Source organism: Micrococcus sp. TCR-5 (assembly GCF_052220525.1).
In the GTDB taxonomy this organism is placed as follows: domain Bacteria; phylum Actinomycetota; class Actinomycetes; order Actinomycetales; family Micrococcaceae; genus Micrococcus; species Micrococcus luteus.
Genome location: NZ_JBQPDO010000002.1, coordinates 140,982 through 156,285 on the forward strand (window position 1 = coordinate 140,982; position 15,304 = coordinate 156,285).

The 15,304-nt window shown below is 65.7% G+C and carries 15 protein-coding genes and 2 pseudogenes; 10 read left to right on the forward strand and 7 right to left on the reverse strand.

Annotated features, from left to right (window positions below):
• Positions 1-33 precede the first annotated feature (33 nt).
• Positions 34-1,560: a hypothetical protein gene (locus ACTSKS_RS02420; RefSeq protein ID WP_442927252.1), complete on the forward strand. Its 1,527-nt coding sequence runs from the start codon at positions 34-36 to the stop codon at positions 1,558-1,560.
• Positions 1,561-1,774: 214 nt separating this feature from the next.
• Here ACTSKS_RS02420 and ACTSKS_RS02425 read toward each other — a convergent pair.
• A pseudogene (locus ACTSKS_RS02425) lies at positions 1,775-2,191 on the reverse strand (SCO1664 family protein); the annotation flags it as partial.
• Complete coding sequence (locus ACTSKS_RS02430) at positions 2,187-3,341, reverse strand: glycerate kinase family protein (RefSeq protein ID WP_442927253.1); 1,155 nt, start codon at positions 3,339-3,341, stop codon at positions 2,187-2,189. The pseudogene ACTSKS_RS02425 and the gene ACTSKS_RS02430, both read right to left, overlap by 5 nt.
• Before the next feature lie 151 nt (positions 3,342-3,492).
• Between ACTSKS_RS02430 and ACTSKS_RS02435 the strand changes: the two are divergent.
• The 9 genes and pseudogenes from ACTSKS_RS02435 (at position 3,493) to ACTSKS_RS02475 (ending at position 11,420) form a co-directional block, all read left to right on the forward strand.
• A pseudogene (locus ACTSKS_RS02435) lies at positions 3,493-4,716 on the forward strand (IS3 family transposase).
• A 261-nt stretch (positions 4,717-4,977) separates the two neighbouring features.
• Positions 4,978-5,529, forward strand: a complete 552-nt coding sequence (locus ACTSKS_RS02440; protein WP_442927254.1) for a hypothetical protein — start codon at positions 4,978-4,980, stop codon at positions 5,527-5,529.
• 105 nt (positions 5,530-5,634) lie between these two features.
• Positions 5,635-7,602 (forward strand): ATP-binding protein, encoded by a 1,968-nt coding sequence (locus ACTSKS_RS02445; RefSeq protein ID WP_442927255.1) that lies wholly within the window; start codon positions 5,635-5,637, stop codon positions 7,600-7,602.
• A 74-nt stretch (positions 7,603-7,676) separates the two neighbouring features.
• Positions 7,677-8,330, forward strand: a complete 654-nt coding sequence (locus ACTSKS_RS02450; RefSeq protein ID WP_442927256.1) for a hypothetical protein — start codon at positions 7,677-7,679, stop codon at positions 8,328-8,330.
• Positions 8,331-8,769: 439 nt separating this feature from the next.
• The gene (locus ACTSKS_RS02455; RefSeq protein ID WP_442927257.1) at positions 8,770-9,540 is read left to right on the forward strand and encodes a hypothetical protein; all 771 of its coding nucleotides are present in this window, start codon (positions 8,770-8,772) and stop codon (positions 9,538-9,540) included.
• Between the two features lie 358 nt (positions 9,541-9,898).
• Entirely contained in the window at positions 9,899-10,159 is a 261-nt protein-coding gene (locus ACTSKS_RS02460; protein ID WP_115166012.1) for a type II toxin-antitoxin system Phd/YefM family antitoxin, read from the forward strand.
• Entirely contained in the window at positions 10,160-10,414 is a 255-nt protein-coding gene (locus ACTSKS_RS02465; RefSeq protein WP_442927258.1) for a Txe/YoeB family addiction module toxin, read from the forward strand. It begins immediately after the preceding gene.
• 1 nt (position 10,415) lies between these two features.
• Complete coding sequence (locus tag ACTSKS_RS02470) at positions 10,416-10,982, forward strand: mismatch-specific DNA-glycosylase (protein WP_442927259.1); 567 nt, start codon at positions 10,416-10,418, stop codon at positions 10,980-10,982.
• Positions 10,983-11,045: 63 nt separating this feature from the next.
• Positions 11,046-11,420, forward strand: a complete 375-nt coding sequence (locus tag ACTSKS_RS02475) for a hypothetical protein (RefSeq protein ID WP_442927260.1) — start codon at positions 11,046-11,048, stop codon at positions 11,418-11,420.
• 13 nt (positions 11,421-11,433) lie between these two features.
• On the opposite strand, the gene ACTSKS_RS02480 is transcribed toward ACTSKS_RS02475, so the two are convergent.
• From ACTSKS_RS02480 to ACTSKS_RS02500, 5 genes are read right to left on the reverse strand one after another with little or no spacing between them, the layout of a single operon-like run.
• A complete protein-coding gene (locus ACTSKS_RS02480; RefSeq protein ID WP_442927261.1) occupies positions 11,434-12,216 on the reverse strand; it encodes an SCO1664 family protein in 783 nt (260 codons plus the stop codon).
• Entirely contained in the window at positions 12,216-12,758 is a 543-nt protein-coding gene (locus ACTSKS_RS02485; protein ID WP_101967565.1) for a DUF3090 domain-containing protein, read from the reverse strand. The genes ACTSKS_RS02480 and ACTSKS_RS02485 overlap by 1 nt, the downstream gene beginning before the upstream one ends.
• A complete protein-coding gene (locus ACTSKS_RS02490) occupies positions 12,755-13,480 on the reverse strand; it encodes a histidine phosphatase family protein (RefSeq protein WP_181743493.1) in 726 nt (241 codons plus the stop codon). Before ACTSKS_RS02490 ends, ACTSKS_RS02485 begins: the two co-directional genes overlap by 4 nt.
• Positions 13,481-13,511: 31 nt before the next feature.
• Positions 13,512-13,901, reverse strand: coding sequence for a hypothetical protein (locus ACTSKS_RS02495; protein WP_141843602.1), 390 nt, complete (start codon positions 13,899-13,901; stop codon positions 13,512-13,514).
• Positions 13,898-15,304: a Dyp-type peroxidase gene (locus tag ACTSKS_RS02500; RefSeq protein WP_119217901.1), complete on the reverse strand. Its 1,407-nt coding sequence runs from the start codon at positions 15,302-15,304 to the stop codon at positions 13,898-13,900. The genes ACTSKS_RS02495 and ACTSKS_RS02500 overlap by 4 nt, the downstream gene beginning before the upstream one ends.

Genomic DNA, 15,304 nt, shown 5'->3' on the forward strand with positions numbered 1-15,304 from the left:
TGGAAATATTATTGAACTCATTGATTGTAAGGAATGATTGCACAGGCGTTTAATAGCGTTATTCATGTTTGCTCCAGGGTTTCAGCCACGCTGGACACTCACGACGGCAATCCGATTACCTTCCCCAGGTTGGAGGCGGCCATGCATAAACATAAAGTAGTCGTTCCAGTTTCCTATCCGTCTGGTTATGTTACTGGGGTCAGCGGCAAATCGCTGGCCAAGGAAATTGGCGCGACCCCGCCAGGCAAATTCCGGCACAAGATGAGGCCGGTTTGTGTCAAGGAACTGTCGGGATCTATTCATGTGAAAGCAGTTGATGTTTTACATCAGCTAGGTAAGGCAATTACTCCGCCGGCCCCCTTGGTTGGGCCCTATGACCCGACTTTATGGCCGATCATTAAATATTTCAATTTTTTCGACGAGGTCGGCGATCGTTTACACTGCGGGGCCCAAGCGTCATGGTACGTGGAACATGGACGGACGGCGGTTTCCGATGAACTCGGCGTTGCATTCTCGTTGATTGCAGCAAGGATCTGGATGGAGAAAACGCATCTTTCTTCAGGGGTAACATTCCATGATGTAGAAGGAGCTCTCGCGGGGCGATACGGACATGGCTATATGGGGATTACCCCTCAGTCGCGACGAGCCCGCTCAAGGCCGGACTGGTTGGCCAGTGGATTTGTTTCGCAATATCCGGGCTCTCGGACAGTTTGCTTGGTAGAGTCAAAGGGGACCAAGGGGGCTACCCGAAAGAATCATGTGAGTGTATTAGGGGGTGCCCTTGATCAGCTTGGCTCAGTCACCGTGACTAATGGCAGCGGAAATCCAAAGCATGCCGCTGGTACAAAGCATTCTCCGCCTGGGCTTGCAGTGCGTGCCGTAACAGGTAGAGGCCAGGTCGAAATTTGGTCGATAGACCCCCCTGGTTCGGGTGAGAGCGTATTCACAGTAGGCCTTCCATCGAATTTGGAGATCACCGAGCTCCTCAACGCCTGGAGTGAAAAATCGCGGCGGACGAATTTGGCGGGTGCGATCGAAAAGAGCGATGGTTCATTGGAAGCAGAAAGCTTCCCAGCGGGCCAGGCAAGTCAAGACCCAAACACATCAGAATCTTTGCCTAATGATGGAGAGGAGAGTTCTCATCCTCGGTTATCGCTCGAGGCTGAGCAGCTTTCTGCCTACCTCACTGGAATGAGTGCAGTCAGGGCGGTGGGCTGGAGCCGGGATGCTGCCGCCGCGCGGGTCGTCTATGATACTCGGTGGCCGGCTCCAGAATCTCGCTTGGAGGAGGACTACCGTATTGACACAGAAGCTGGTCGCGCATTTGGGAGGGTCGAAAGAATTCCCGGCACCAAACGTGGAATTTTTCTAGGTGTATTAGGCGACGTTATCCAACCTCTGCGTGACGGTGATTTTGAGGAGTATGACCGAGCTCGGTCCCGAATTGAACAGGGCAATAACGGGGATGCGCTGGGGGGTGGAGTTCCTTCCACGAGCACTTACGGGTCAGGGCTCTCGGTAGACGGAGATGGGACAGTGATGGCAGTAGTAGAATCGTGAGGCGGCAAAGTCGTCTATGATATACGGGTTGCATCGCGCACGTAATCGAACACAGGTAGATTTCTTAGGATAATTCTAAGCTGCGGTCGACTTGTGCCGGCGTATAGGAGCCCGCCTATGAGTGCCACCCTCGTCGCCACCGGTCTGGCTGGCGGACACGGACACCGCACGCTGATCGACCTTCTCCGCCCCTCGCCCTTACGGGCTCCCCACCTCAAAACAGCGGCCAAGAAATGGCGGGCGTCAGCCCGCTCGGGGCAGGGAAGATTCCGTCGTCGAGCAAGTGGGTACAGCGTGCGGCAAGGGCGCCGATCTCCTCGGCACTGAGCAACTCCCCGAGCCTTCGCCCCAGCTCACCGTCGAGCCCCTCGAGAACCCGGCCGACGCCGTCGCGCTCCTCCTCGTTCAGCTCCTCACCGATCCACGCCCACAGCACGGTCCGCAGCTTGTCTTCCACATGGAACGTGAGCCCGTGGTCCACCCCGTAACGGTGCCCGCCGGGCATGGCGAGGGTGTGGGCGCCCTTGCGGTCGGCGTTGTTGACGATCACGCCGAACACCGCCATCCGACGCAGCGCCGCCGAGTCCTCGTGGGCCAGGACGAGGCCCTGCCCGTCCTCGCCCTCCTTAACGTGTGAGGTCGGCGGGGGAGCAGGCCATCACCAGCCGTCCGACGTCGCGGGCGGTCGCGGTCAGGTCCTCTGCCGTACGACGGATCGCTGTCGCCAGGTCCTGGGGCCCGCGGCCAATGGGCACGATCGCGGTGATGCCCTCGTCGTAGAGGGTGTCCGCGTCCTGTCCCACGGAGCCGGCGAGGACGATCACCGGGATCACGCGGCCTGCTGCACGCACGGCCTGGGCCACGCCGATCGGCACTTTCCCGGCCAAGGACTGGCCGTCGATGCGCCCCTCCCCGGTGATGACGAGGTCAGCGGTCTTCACGAGGTCGTGGAAACCCGCCGTCTCGAGGACGACGTCGATGCCCGGCTTCAAGGTGGCCCCGATGAAGGCGTGCAGGCCACCGGCGAGACCCCCCGCCGCTCCCGCACCGGGGAGCGCCTCGATCGCGACCCCGAGGTCTCGCTCGACGATGCCCGCGAGATGGACCAGTCCGGTGTCCAGGCTCGCCACTGATGCAGGATCCGCCCCCTTCTGGGGGCCGAACACGTGGGCTGCACCCTGCGATCCCGTGAGGGGGTTGCTGATGTCGCACATCACCTCCACGTCGACGTCGCGGAGCCGGTCTCGTGCCGGGGTGGAGTCGATCCGCGCAATCCGGGTGAGGGTGTCGCCGGTCGGGACGAACTCCTCACCTGCGGCGTCGAGGAACCGGACGCCGAGGGCTGCGGCAGCGCCGGTGCCGCCGTCCGTCGTGGCGCTCCCGCCGGCCCCGACGATGACTCTGCGCGCGCCAGCGGACACCGCGTCGAGGATCTGCTCGCCGACCCCGAACGTCGTGGCCCGTCCCGTGTCCTCGCGTCCTGAGGCGAGAGGGAGCCCGGCACATGAGGCGGTCTCCACCACCGCCACGTCCGGGTCGATCAGTCCGTAGTGGACGGGCACGCGTTCGCCGTAGAACACCCCGCAGACGGTTGCGGATCGCAAGGCGCCCCCTACGGCGGCCACGAAGGCCTCGACGGTGCCCTCCCCGCCGTCGGCGATGGGCACCACGAGGACCTCGGCGTCGGTGACCGACGCGAGGCCGGTTGCGATCGCGGAGCCCGCCTCCCGCGACGACAGGGCCCCCTTGAATGAGTCTGGGATGACGATGATGCGCTGCACGCGTGGATCTCCTGAGTCAGGTGACGGGGTCAGACGAGGACGAGGTCGAGGATCCAGATGAACACGATGGAGGTGAGTCCCATCAGGAGTATGACCATCGTCTTGAAGCGCCCTGGGTTTCGTTCCGATCCCAACGAAGGAGAATCGGAACATGCCCAAGAAGTTCAGCCCCGAGCTGCGTGAACGCGCGGTCAGGATGGTCCTGGAACGCCAAGCCGCCCAGGGAGGACCCCGTTCGCATTCCATCCGGGCGGTAGCCCCGCAGCTCGATGTCAGCGAAGAGACCTTACGGATGTGGTGCCAACGCCACGGCCACGAAGTAGCCCAGGCACCGGCCTCAGAGACCCCCGCGGAGGAGATCCGCAGGCTCAAACGCGAGCTCGCCGAGGCACGGCGCGCGAACGAGATCCTCAAAGCCGCCTCGGCTTTTTTCGCAGCGGAACTCGACCGCCCCACGACGAGATGATCGCGTTCCTCGACGAACACCGCGATCAGTTCGGGGCGAGGCCATCTGCCGCACCCTGCGTGCGACAGAGTGTGGGTTCATCACCTCGACGTAAGCTACCGCGCCGCGAAGACACGCCCCAGGTCTTCGAGAACGCTGCGGGACGAGATCCTCGTGGAGGAACTCCGCCGGATCCACGCGGAGAACTACAGCGTCTACGGGGTGCGAAAGATGCACCACGCGATGGCCCGCGCCGGGTGGGAGATCGGCCGGGACCAGGTCGCCCGTCTCATGCGTGCCGCCAACCTGCAGGGAGTGCGCCGCGGCCGCAAGCCGATCACCACACGGTCGGCAAGCGTGCCGCATGCTCATCCGGATCTGGTCGAGCGCCGCTTCACTGCCGAGCGCCCACACCGGCTCTGGGTCGCTGACATCACCTACGTGCGCACGATCTCGGGGTTCTGCTTGAGTCGCTTTCATCACCGACGTCTACTCCCGGCGCATCGTGGGATGGGCGGTCTCGGGCAGCCTTCATACCGCGGGACTGCCGTTGCTCGCCCTGGAGCACGCCCTCGTGAGCAGCGGCGCCAGCCGAGGCCGCCAAGGCCTGGTGCACCACTCGGATCGCGGCAGTCAGTACGTCAGCTTGGCCTGCTCGGATGCGCTCATCACGGCGGGGGTGAGCGCCTCGGTGGGCACCGTGGGCGGCTCCTATGACAACGCTCTGGCTGAAACCGTGAACGGGCTCTATAAGGCCGAGCTCATCCACTCCAAGCGGATCTGGGAGTCCGTCGAGGCGGTCGAGCTGGCCACCATGGGGGGCACTGGTGGAACACCACCCGTATCCACGAGGCCCTTGGCTATCGCACTCCCGCAGAGGTTGAGGCGGCTTACACTCACGATCAGGATTCAGCGCCCGTTGCATCCTGACCTCGGAACGAAACCCAGGGCGCTTCAGTGCGCATCATTGCCTGCGGTGTGGGAACACCACAGATCGTATGTCACCTATGGGTGCATCAGCCCCTGGTGTCCTGTCGCATGATGGCCGGGGCCCGTCGACCGCCAGGCCAGACCTCGTTGCCAGCATGCGATCCCGCGCGCTCGTCGCCTCGGCGCATAATCGGCATACATCGCGCCGGCAATGGGCGGAAGCGTCTCCACCGTGTCTGAGCGACATGGCAGGATTGAGCCATGGATGTCCTTGCGCTGGTGATCTCGGCCCTGTCGCTGGTCGTCGCTGGCGTTGGCACGTACCAAGCGAACAAGCGTGCCAAGGAGGCCCTCGCAGAGTCGCGCAACGCCGCCGAAGACGCTCGTTGGTTTGCTGTGCAGGAAGCCGTGCAACGACTCATCGGGTTCGACCCCACGGCGGAGCCCGTGGGAGAGCGGCTGGCCAATCTGCGCATTACCGCGATCGCGCTCGTGGACCAGCTCGACGGGTGGGATGGAATTGACTCGTGGCTGGAGGCCGAGCGCACGCTGGGCGCGACCATTGGCCGGCAGGTGATGGAGGCAGCCAAACCGGGTGACACAGTGGAGCGACGGGTGGCGAACCTTGAGCCGCTGATGAGCTGGGCACACGCGCTGAGCAGCAACCTGCGCCATCTCCGGTCAGCCGGTCACGACGCGGAAGCCCTTGCCAAGCTCCAGGCCAACGCGGAAGAGCTGGTGCAGGACATCCATGCACGTCACGGCTGGGATCTGCCGCCACGGTCCAACCCTAGGATCCAGCCGCTGGAGTAGGGCTCTTCGCTGGGCAGCGGAGCGAGAGCATACGGTGGTCGTGGACCGCCTGCGAGCCGCTCCGCGGTCGCGGCGCGTGTCGCCGTCTACTGGCACACTGAGTTCATGCCTCGGATTACCCTCACCGCTGGAAATGACTTGGTCCAGCGCCTGGCCGGCGAGGCTGATCCGGTCCGAGCGGTCATCGAGCTCATCTGGAACAGCCTTGATGCTGACGCCAATAAGGTGTCAGTCACTCTCGACCGCAACGCCGCAGACGGCATTGTCGGCGTGACCGTTCACGACGACGGCCTCGGCATGAGCCCGGAACGCGTCGAGCAGGACTTCAAGTGGGTGGGGAACTCCTGGAAGCTCGGGGCGCGCGTCACGGAGCGTGAGAAGCGGCCCCTTCACGGCAGGCTTGGCCAGGGGCGTCTGCGTGCCTTCGCGCTGGGAACCCGCATCACATGGGAGACCGTGGGCCAGGATGCCACGGGCACGTTCAAGAAGACTCGCGTATCGTCGACCATCGATCATCGCAACGACTTCTCCGGCCCCGATCCTGTCGATGCCCAGGGACCGACCTATACCAAGTTCCGAGCGGAAGGCCGCGACTCGCTCGGCCGCCTCGAAGGCGACGCTGCGCGGCCGCGTATTGGTGCTGCTCTCGCTTTGCATCTGCTGACTTTCCCGACGATCGAAGTCCGGTACGACGGTGTCAAGATCGACCCCGCCGCAAGCATCGAGCGCCAGACGAAGCACGAGCTGAAGTGGTCCTGCGACGGCGTCGAGCGCCGAGCCGCGTTGAAGGTCGTCGAGTGGCGGGACGTGAAAGGCCGGACACTCTATCTCTGCGACGAGAAGGGCGTTCCCGTCGACGAGACGCCGATCAGGCGCTTCGCCGACTTCAACTTCGCTGCCTACGTCCTGTGGGACGAGATGGCGGAGCACGCCAACGAGCTGCTGCTGATCGATATGGAGCAGGAGACCTCCCTGCTCGGATCCCTGATGCAGGTCGTGGACTCCACGCTCGAAGACCACTTCGAGGCTCGCCGTGCCGAGCAGCGTCGCGAGCTCGTCGGACGCTGGAAAGAGACCAAGACCTACCCCTACGAAGGTGATCCTGCCTCGGAGGAGGAAGTGGTTGAGCGAGCGACTTTCGATGTCGTCGCGACCGCTGTACGCCGGCGCATCCCCAAGACCCGCGGCCAGGAGAAGCTGACGTTGGGGTTGCTCAAGGACACACTTCAGCGGAACCCCGATGGAGTGAAGACGCTGTTGGATCAGTACGTCGGGCTCACCGAAGGCGAGAGCGAAGAGCTCGATCGGCTGCTTAAGCGCACGCCGCTCTCAAGGCTCATTCGGGCGACCACCGATGTGACCGACCGCCTGGACTTCCTGAGCGCTCTTCGCGAGATCGTGTTCAACCCCGAAGCTAAGGGATTGGTCAAGGAGCGCGACCACTTGCACAAGATCCTCGAGCGCGAGAGCTGGGTATTCGGGGAGCAGTTCAACATGATGAGCTCTGAGATAGGTCTTACCCGAGCGCTCGAGCAGCACCTCAGCATGCTTGGCCGCGAGGGTGAGCCCACCACGAAGGTCACCAAGACCGACGGCAGCCAGGGCCGCCTGGACCTGATGTTCTCGCTAGCGGCACCCGAGCACGAGACGAAGCGGCACCTGGTTGTGGAGCTGAAGGCCCCATCCGTGGTTGCGTCGTACAAGGAGGCCAACCAGATCAAGGGCTATGCGCGCGCGATCGTCGAAGATCCGCAGTTTGCCGGCACCCACACCGTCTGGGACTTCGTGCTCGTCGTGAACGACTACAGCAACGACCTGCGGCGCGACATCAACCAGCGTGGCCGTGAGTCGGGGCTGCTCGACGAGTCCGAGCTCGACCCGAACTCCCCGCTGCGCTACAGGGTCTGGGTGCGTCGCTGGTCGGAGATCCTCGAGTCCGCGGACCAGCGCTTGCTCTACTACAAGCGCGGATTGCAGCACGATGCCTCTCTCATCGATGTCAAGAGGTATCTGCGCGAGCACCACGCAGACGTCCTGCCGGAGGGGCTGTTCTCGGAGGATGATCCGAGCTAGGTCGGATCGCGATGCCAGCCTGGTTTCCGAACGGAAGGAGCGTGCCTATGGAGGCGCATGTAAGGTTGCCTCGCGTGATTGATGCTGCCCAGCAACTTGCCGGTGGCCTTGCGAACCCCTGTCGCCTCGTCACCCTTCATCGCGATATTGACCAGCTGCACGATGACGACGGCAATAGACTTGGACAGTCGAAGAAGCAGCATGCCCTGCGTTGGGCGGTGTTCACGATGTCTTATGGGGCGATCGAGGCATTCTTCAATGACATCTTGAGAGGCAATGACGACACCCGCGTCATCCCTATGAATCCCGGCAGGCTCCGTGACGCCGGCGCAAAGCAGGGCGTTGCTCTCTTCACGAACGATTGGGCTGTGCGAACCCGAGCACTTCTTCAGGATCGACCTGGACGGCGCTCTCGTTGGGTCGTGTACTCGGGAACGCAACAGCTCAATGCCTATCTTGCTGACATGAAAATGCTCCGAGATCTTTTGAACCATGGTCAAGACCCTCGCTCGGTTTCGAACAAGTCGGGCGCGCTGTGGCCGCTTGCCGACGGTAGGAACTCGATGCGCCTGATGGGTGCCGAGGGTTTCATTCAGGCATGCTGCGACCTCGCGTCGCAGACCGTGTTCGCGTACGGAGGGCACGCCGTAGACCTGCCTAGTTGGCCCGAGCCTAAACGCTCTGGTCTGGCCGCCGAGCCGAAGCCCGACCTCAAGCTCGTGCCCTAGCCGAGTGAACACCACTTCGCACATCGAGCAGCTTAAAGGTTGGTATGTGCCGGAACTCGGTGGAGTTCCGGTTCAACTTTTGACACCCATAGAATCCGCAGGATGATGGGGTTCTCGTCTTACGCGCTTGGTGCGTTAGAGGGGCTGTTGCGTTGGAAGTGCGTGATTGCTCGCCGTGTGACGAAGCCCTCGCTCAAGACGATCGGCGGGGGCTTCATCGTACGCGGCGCTGTGTGCCTCGCTGACGCGTTGAGAGCGCGTTCAGAGCGCGTGGGGGTCTACGGGTGTCGGTGGGGGAGCAGGAGTAGCTGCGTGAGGCGCTGAGGGCGTATGGCATTTGGCTTGAGTGGGTCATCTAACATGCGGGGCTGCTGTGTGGGATGATGCAGCCGAGCTGCTGAGGCAAATACTTGACAAGCAAAGCGGAGGGCTTACATCAATGAGCGCAGACGGCAAGCAGGTGGGCAGACATATTCCCGAGAGTGTGCGTCGCCAACTGCGTAGCGAAGTCGGTTTTGGTTGCCCGTGGGATAGATGTGGTGTTCCATACCTCGAATACCATCATTTTGACCCCCCGTTCCATGAGGAGGCGCATCATCGACCCGAGGGAATGGTTGCGCTATGCCCAATTCACCATGCGCGAGCTAACTCGCTGACGGTTGAACAATGCCGTAAGTTGAAATCCAATAGGACGCACGGAGTGGAGGGGCGATTCGACTGGATGCGACACGAGATTGTCGCAATCGTCGGCGGTAACTATTATCACGAAGTGCCCAACATGGTTGTGTTTAACGGGGCACCCGTTATTTACTTTAGTCGAGACGCGGGAGGTCATTTATTACTGAGCGTACAAATGTTGACAAAATCGGATGAACCGCGAGCGTGGCTGGATAGAAACGACTGGCGGATCCTCGGCAATCCAATTGATGTTAAGTGCAACACTAATGGCGATAGGCTAAAGGTTGCATACGCGAACGGCGATAAATTTGAAATCCGCTTTAAAGAGTGGAAAATGCCCAGTGAGCTATTCAAGGCACACCCGCGCCTTCTATCAATTCATGCGGATATGAAGTTTCCGCTCGTCACGGCGTCAGTAACCATGAATGTTGCCGATGCTACAATTGAGCTTAGTGAAAAGCGATCGGTTGTTGGCGGTGTCACTATGACCGGCAGCGTCGTATCCCGATCTCCTAACGGGTTCGTGTTCTAACAGAATAATATTGCTATCAGGTTCGTAACCCATTCTCATGCGGATGCCTGCGCCCGTCTGCCGCCCTCGGAGACTTTCAGCCGCCCGATGGTGCCCTTGTGCCCTCTACCGCGCTGTGCGCCTCTCTGAGTGCCTTGTAGGTGGTGTTGCGGCTGACGGGTGCGTCGCGCACTATGCGCGCGACAGGGATTCCCTGAGCGTGTCTGGCGACTACCTCTGCTGCTTCCGCGAGGATTTTCATCGGGCCGCGCTCACAGACCCCGTAGGCGACGAGTTCCGCGTCCTCCAGGTGCCTCTTGGACTGCATGGGCCGACTGGTACCATAAGCAGGTACCACGACGCGCCTGAGGAGGCCCGCATGTCCATCAGTGCCAGTGAAGCGCGCAAGACCCTGTTCCCGCTCATCGAGCGAGTGAACGCGGACCGCGAGGCCGTGGAGATCGTCTCCCGCAGGGGCAACGCCGTCCTCATGCCCGCGGACGAGTACGCGGCCTGGCAGGAGACCGCCTACCTGTTCCGTTCCCCGGCCAACGCCCGCCGGCTGCTGGACGCCTACGAGCGCGCCCGCGCAGGGAGCGTTGAGGAGCACGCACTGGACCGCCTGGACGGGGACGCCTGAGTGCGCCTCGTGTGGGACCGCTCCGCCTGGGAGGACTACACGCACTGGCAGACCACGGACCGCAAGGTCCTCAAACGGATCAACACCCTCATCGACGCCGCCCTGCGTGATCCCTTCGAGGGGATCGGCAAGCCCGAGCAGCTGAAGTACGGCGTGGCCGGGGCATGGTCCCGGCGCATCACGGAGGAGCACAGGCTCGTCTACCTCGTCGACGGCGAGGACCTGATCATCCTCCAGGCGAGGTATCACTACTGACATGCGCTTCACCCAGGCCGAGCTCCAGCAGTTCCGCGACCGCACCGTCCCCGACCTGCTGCCGGACCCGCTGCGGCTGCTGTTCATCGGCATCAACCCCGGCCTGTGGACCGCCGCCACCGGTGCGCACTTCGCCCGCCGCGGCAACCGCTTCTACCCGGCCCTGCACCGCGCCGGGCTCACCCGACACCTGATCGACGCCTCCGACGGCTACAAGGCCGAGGACCTCGCCGAGCTGCACGCCCGCGGCATCGGGATCTCCAACCTCGTCCCGCGGGCCACCGCCCGCGCCGACGAGCTCACCGCGGAGGATCTCGCCGCCGCCCCCGCCCGCCTGGACGTGCTTGTGGCCGCGCATGCGCCGGCCGTCGTCGCCGTGTTGGGGGTGACGGCCTACCGGCAGGCGTTCGGACGCCCGAAGGCGGCGCTGGGAGAGCAGCAGACACCGTGGCCGGGCACGCGGCTGTTCGTGGCGCCGAACCCCAGCGGGCTCAACGCCCACGCCACCCTGGACTCGCTCGCCGCGGATTACCGCGCGGCCGGTGCCGCGGCGGGGCTCGTGGACTGAGTGCACCCGCCGTCCCTGCGGCCGCGCTGGACGCCCGCTGGGATCTCCGATCGGGTGGGCGCCGTGCGCACACGAGTCACCACCTCGCTCCTGGGCCTCGGCCTGACCGCCGCGGCCCTCGTGGGGTACCAGACGCAGACGTGGACTTCGACGTGCTCCACAGACACCACCCTGCGCAGCTGCGAGATCTCCGTGTCAGGCAACGCGTTCCAGGACCTGCCCTTCCCCGTCTACGGTCCGATCCTCGGCGGCGTCGGCGAGCGACTCCGGCTCGAGACGGCGAGCGATGAGGGGACGGCCACCTTCTCCGTCGGCGGCACCGAGGGGGGCACCTACTCCTGCGAAGCGGGGCAGACGCTCCTGATCGGCGACAGCGCGCTGCTGTGCCGCGCCGTCGGCGAGAACTCGCTGGACTTCACGATCAGCCGGACGCGCTGACGCCTCAGGCCCGTCAGAACAGCGGCCAGGGCACGGCCGGCGTCAGCCCGCTCGGGGCAGGGAAGATCCCGTCGTCGAGCAACTGGGCACAGCGTTCGGCAAGGGCTTCGACTTCCTCGGCACCCAGCAGCTCCGCCAGCCCCCGCCCCAGCTCACCGTCGAGCCCGTCGAGAATCCGGCCGACGCCGTCGCGCTCCTCGTCGCTCAGCTCCTCGCCGATCCATCCCCACAGCACGGTCCGCAGTTTATCCGCCACATGGAACGTGAGCCCGTGGTCCACCCCGTGGCGGTGCCCGTCGGGCATGGCGAGGATGTGCGCGCCCTTGCGGTCGGCGTTGTTCACGATCACGTCGAACACCGCCATCCGGCGCAGCGCCGCCGAGTCCTCGTGGGCCAGGACCAGCCGATTCCCCTCCTCGTCCTCACCCTCCAGGATCGTCAGCCACCCCGCGGCCGGCACCTCGTCCGCCGGGAACAGGTCCACAGCATCCTGCTCAGGGTCCTGCTCCTGCCAGAGCTGCACCATGCCCTCGCCGAAGGGCCCGTCGCGCAGCCAGGTGCGCGGCACGATGTCCCAGCCCAGCGCCTCGGACACCAGGTGCGCGGCCACCTCGCGGCGGGCCAAGGTTCCGGCAGGGAAGTCCCATAGCGGGGCCTCGCCGGCCACCGGCTTGTAGACCACCGGGGTGTCACCGATCGCGCCGAGGAACGTGGCGTTGGACGCCGTCGTGATGCGGCCGGTGAGCGTCAGCTCCCCGGCCATCAGCTCGTCGGCGGGCACGTCCGCGGCGCGCATCAGGAGTCGGGGAGAGTGCAGTCGTGGCCGTCGGGGTCGATGGGCTGGCCGCAGTCCGAGCAGATCGGACGCCCGGCGTCCACGACCTCCCGGGTGCGCCGGGCGAACGCCCGGGCGGCGCCGACGGGCATGCGCACGCGCACGGCCTCGGCGTCCGCCTCGAGCGCCGGGTCGGCGTCGTCGTCGGAGAGGGGGTGCGCGTCGATGAGCACCTGCGCGGTGGTGGGGTCCCAGCCCAGGCCGATAGCCCCCACCCGGAACCACTCCTGCACCGGGTCCAGCGGATCGTTGTCCACGAGTTCCACGGGCGTGCTGGCCGGGACGCTGTGCGGGTTGCCCTCCAGCGCCATGAGATCGTCGAGGATCTCGTCGATCATCTCCGCCATCAGGGCCGACTGCTGCTTCTCCAGCGCCAGGCTCACCAGCCGGGGCCCGGTGCGCACCTGCAGGTAGAACGTGCGGGCTCCGGGACGCCCGAGCGTCCCGATCACGACCCGATCCGGCCAGTCGAACTCATGGGCGGGGGCAGGTGCATCAGTCATGCCACGATCCTAGGCGTCTGCTCGTCGACCGCGCCGGGGCCGGTGCCCGCGCCGCCGCCCACCGGGGCGTCGTCGGACGGGCGGAGGGTCGCCAGCCAGGACAGGTCCCCGGCGTCGGTGTTCATCGCCCAGACCCGCGGGCGGCTCGGACCGTAGCTCACGATGGAGACGGAGGCGGGCCCCACCTCGATCCGCTGGAACAGATCCAGGTGCGTGCCGAGCGCGTCGGCCAGGATCGACTTGATGACGTCCCCGTGGCTCACCGCCACCCACACCGCCCCGGACCCGTGTTCGGCCTCCACGGCGGCGTCGTGCCGGCGGATCGCCGCCACCGCGCGGGCCTGCATGCCCGCCATGGACTCCCCGCCGGGGAAGACGACGGCGGACGGCTGGGTCTGCACCGTCGCCCACAGGGGCTCGGTGGCCAGGTCGCTGAGCGCGCGCCCCTGCCAGTGGCCGTAGTCGCACTCGGTGAGGTCGTCGTCGACCAGCGAGGGCACCGTCCCCGGCTGGCGATCGAGGAGGGCGCGTGCCGTCTGCGCGCACCGCTCCAGGGGACTGGCCACCACCGCGGCCACGGGCACGGCCGCGATCCGGTCCCCGGTGCGGGCCGCCTGCTCCCGTCCGTGGTCGTCCAGGCTGACCCCGGGGGTGCGGCCCGCCAGCAGTCCGGTCGCGTTGGCCGTGGTGCGGCCGTGCCGCACGAGAAGTACCGTCGCCATCACTCCAGCCTACTGACGGGGTGGACGTGCCTCAGAGGGACGGATCACGGGGCAGGGGAGTCCACCGCAGGGTGAGGCCCCCGACGGCGGCCAGCGCCGCGTGGGCGTCGTCGGCGGCGTCCTCCAGCCCGTCCGCCACGTCTTCACCGGCCGAGGTGAGCAGCAGGACGGCGTGGTCGTCCGCGTCGGGCTGCTCGCCCGGGTCGGCGCGCCAGCCGCCCCTGCCCCGCACGCCGTCCTCGTCCCCGGGCAGGGAGCCCAGCCATGCGGCGGCCGCCCGGGCCGCCCCGGGGCCGACGACGTCCAGCCGCAGGGTCGCGGGGGAGCCGTCGTTGCCCGGCGGGGTGCCCCACAGCCAGTCGAGGTCCACCTGCCACGGCTGGGCGCCCGCGGGGCCGCCCGGGGACGGGGGCTGCATCACGCGTCGGCGTCCGACTGCTCGGAGGTCCAGCCCGCCTCACCGATCCACCGCAGGGCGCTGAGCGAGGGCATGAAGAGGTACTCGCCCCCGGCCATCCGGTTGAAGGTGGTGATGCCGTCGATGCGCTTGCGGGCCGGCTCGGCGGGGATGGTGAACCGTCCCTGCGTCGGGTCGTCCTCGTGCAGACCGACGATCGGATCCCGCTCGGAGCCGAGGTCGACGAAGTTGCCCCCGTTGATCCACTCCTGCTGCATGAACTCGATCGTGTCGAAGGCCCGGGCGCTGATGAAGATGAAGTAGATCCCGCGATCCTCCTTCGCGTCGTCGGCCGAGGTCACCTCCGGCGACCACCCGGGACCGTAGGTCGAGGAGCGCCGGATGATCCGCTTGATGTTCACGTCCGTCATGATCGACAGATCGCTGTCCCGCGGGTTGAGGCGACGCATGTGGCTGGAGTGCGGGCACATCAGGCCCTTCGGGTCGTCCTCGAAGGTGAAGTCGTTGCGCCGCTGCGGGTCGTTGCCCAGCTCCTCGTCGTCGTGGTCCGGGGAGAGCACGAGCGGGGCGCCGCTGCGCCAGCGGCCGAACATCTTCGCGGCGATCCGGTGCTGCTCCTCCGGGTCCGGGCTCTGCGAGGCCAGGTACTCGTTGAAGGCGCCCACCCGACTGGCGAACTTGCGCAGCACCACGTAGGTCCCGTTGCGGCCCAGCACATCCGGCTGCGGCACGGCCAGCGGGGAGCCGGTCTCGCTGTTCTCGCCCAGGATGAACTCGCCGGCGGAGATGGAGCGCTCCTGGCCCGGCTGGGGCCGCACCCCGCTGCCGGCCACCGTCGGCTGCGAGATGGAGTCCCGGAAACCGAAGGGGTTCTTGTTCAGCTCGTCGACCCCGAACCGGTGGGTGGCCACCAGGGTCACTCCGGTGGAGTGCTCCAGCACCTCCTCCGCCTGGTCCAGGGCCGCGTCCAGGGCGTCGGCGTCGGCCGCGTAGATCGTCAGCGCGATGTGGCAGGCGTCCTGGGTGAACGCCTCGTCCCAGTGCTCCGGGGCGTTCGGCCCGGTGTCCATGAGCTGCTGAGCGCGGGCCGCCATCCCCTGCTGGTAGGGCAGCGGGAAGCTGGCCAGAGAGTCCTCGGGCAGCCCCAGGGCGCGCAGGCCGGCATAGCTGATCGCCACGCCGGTCCAGGACTGCAGGTCGTCGGCCCAGTCCTGCGCGGAGGTCACGTGCTCGGCCAGGCGACGGACGAAGTCCCGGCCGCCTTCGGCCTCCTCCACGGTCAGCATGGCGTGGGCGCCGACGTAGGGCTCAGGCCGCGACCGCAGCACCAGGCCCTGGATGTCGTCCAGGCGCAGCTCGACCCGCTCCCGATCGAAACGTTCCTTCAGGTCCTTGAGCACGCCCAT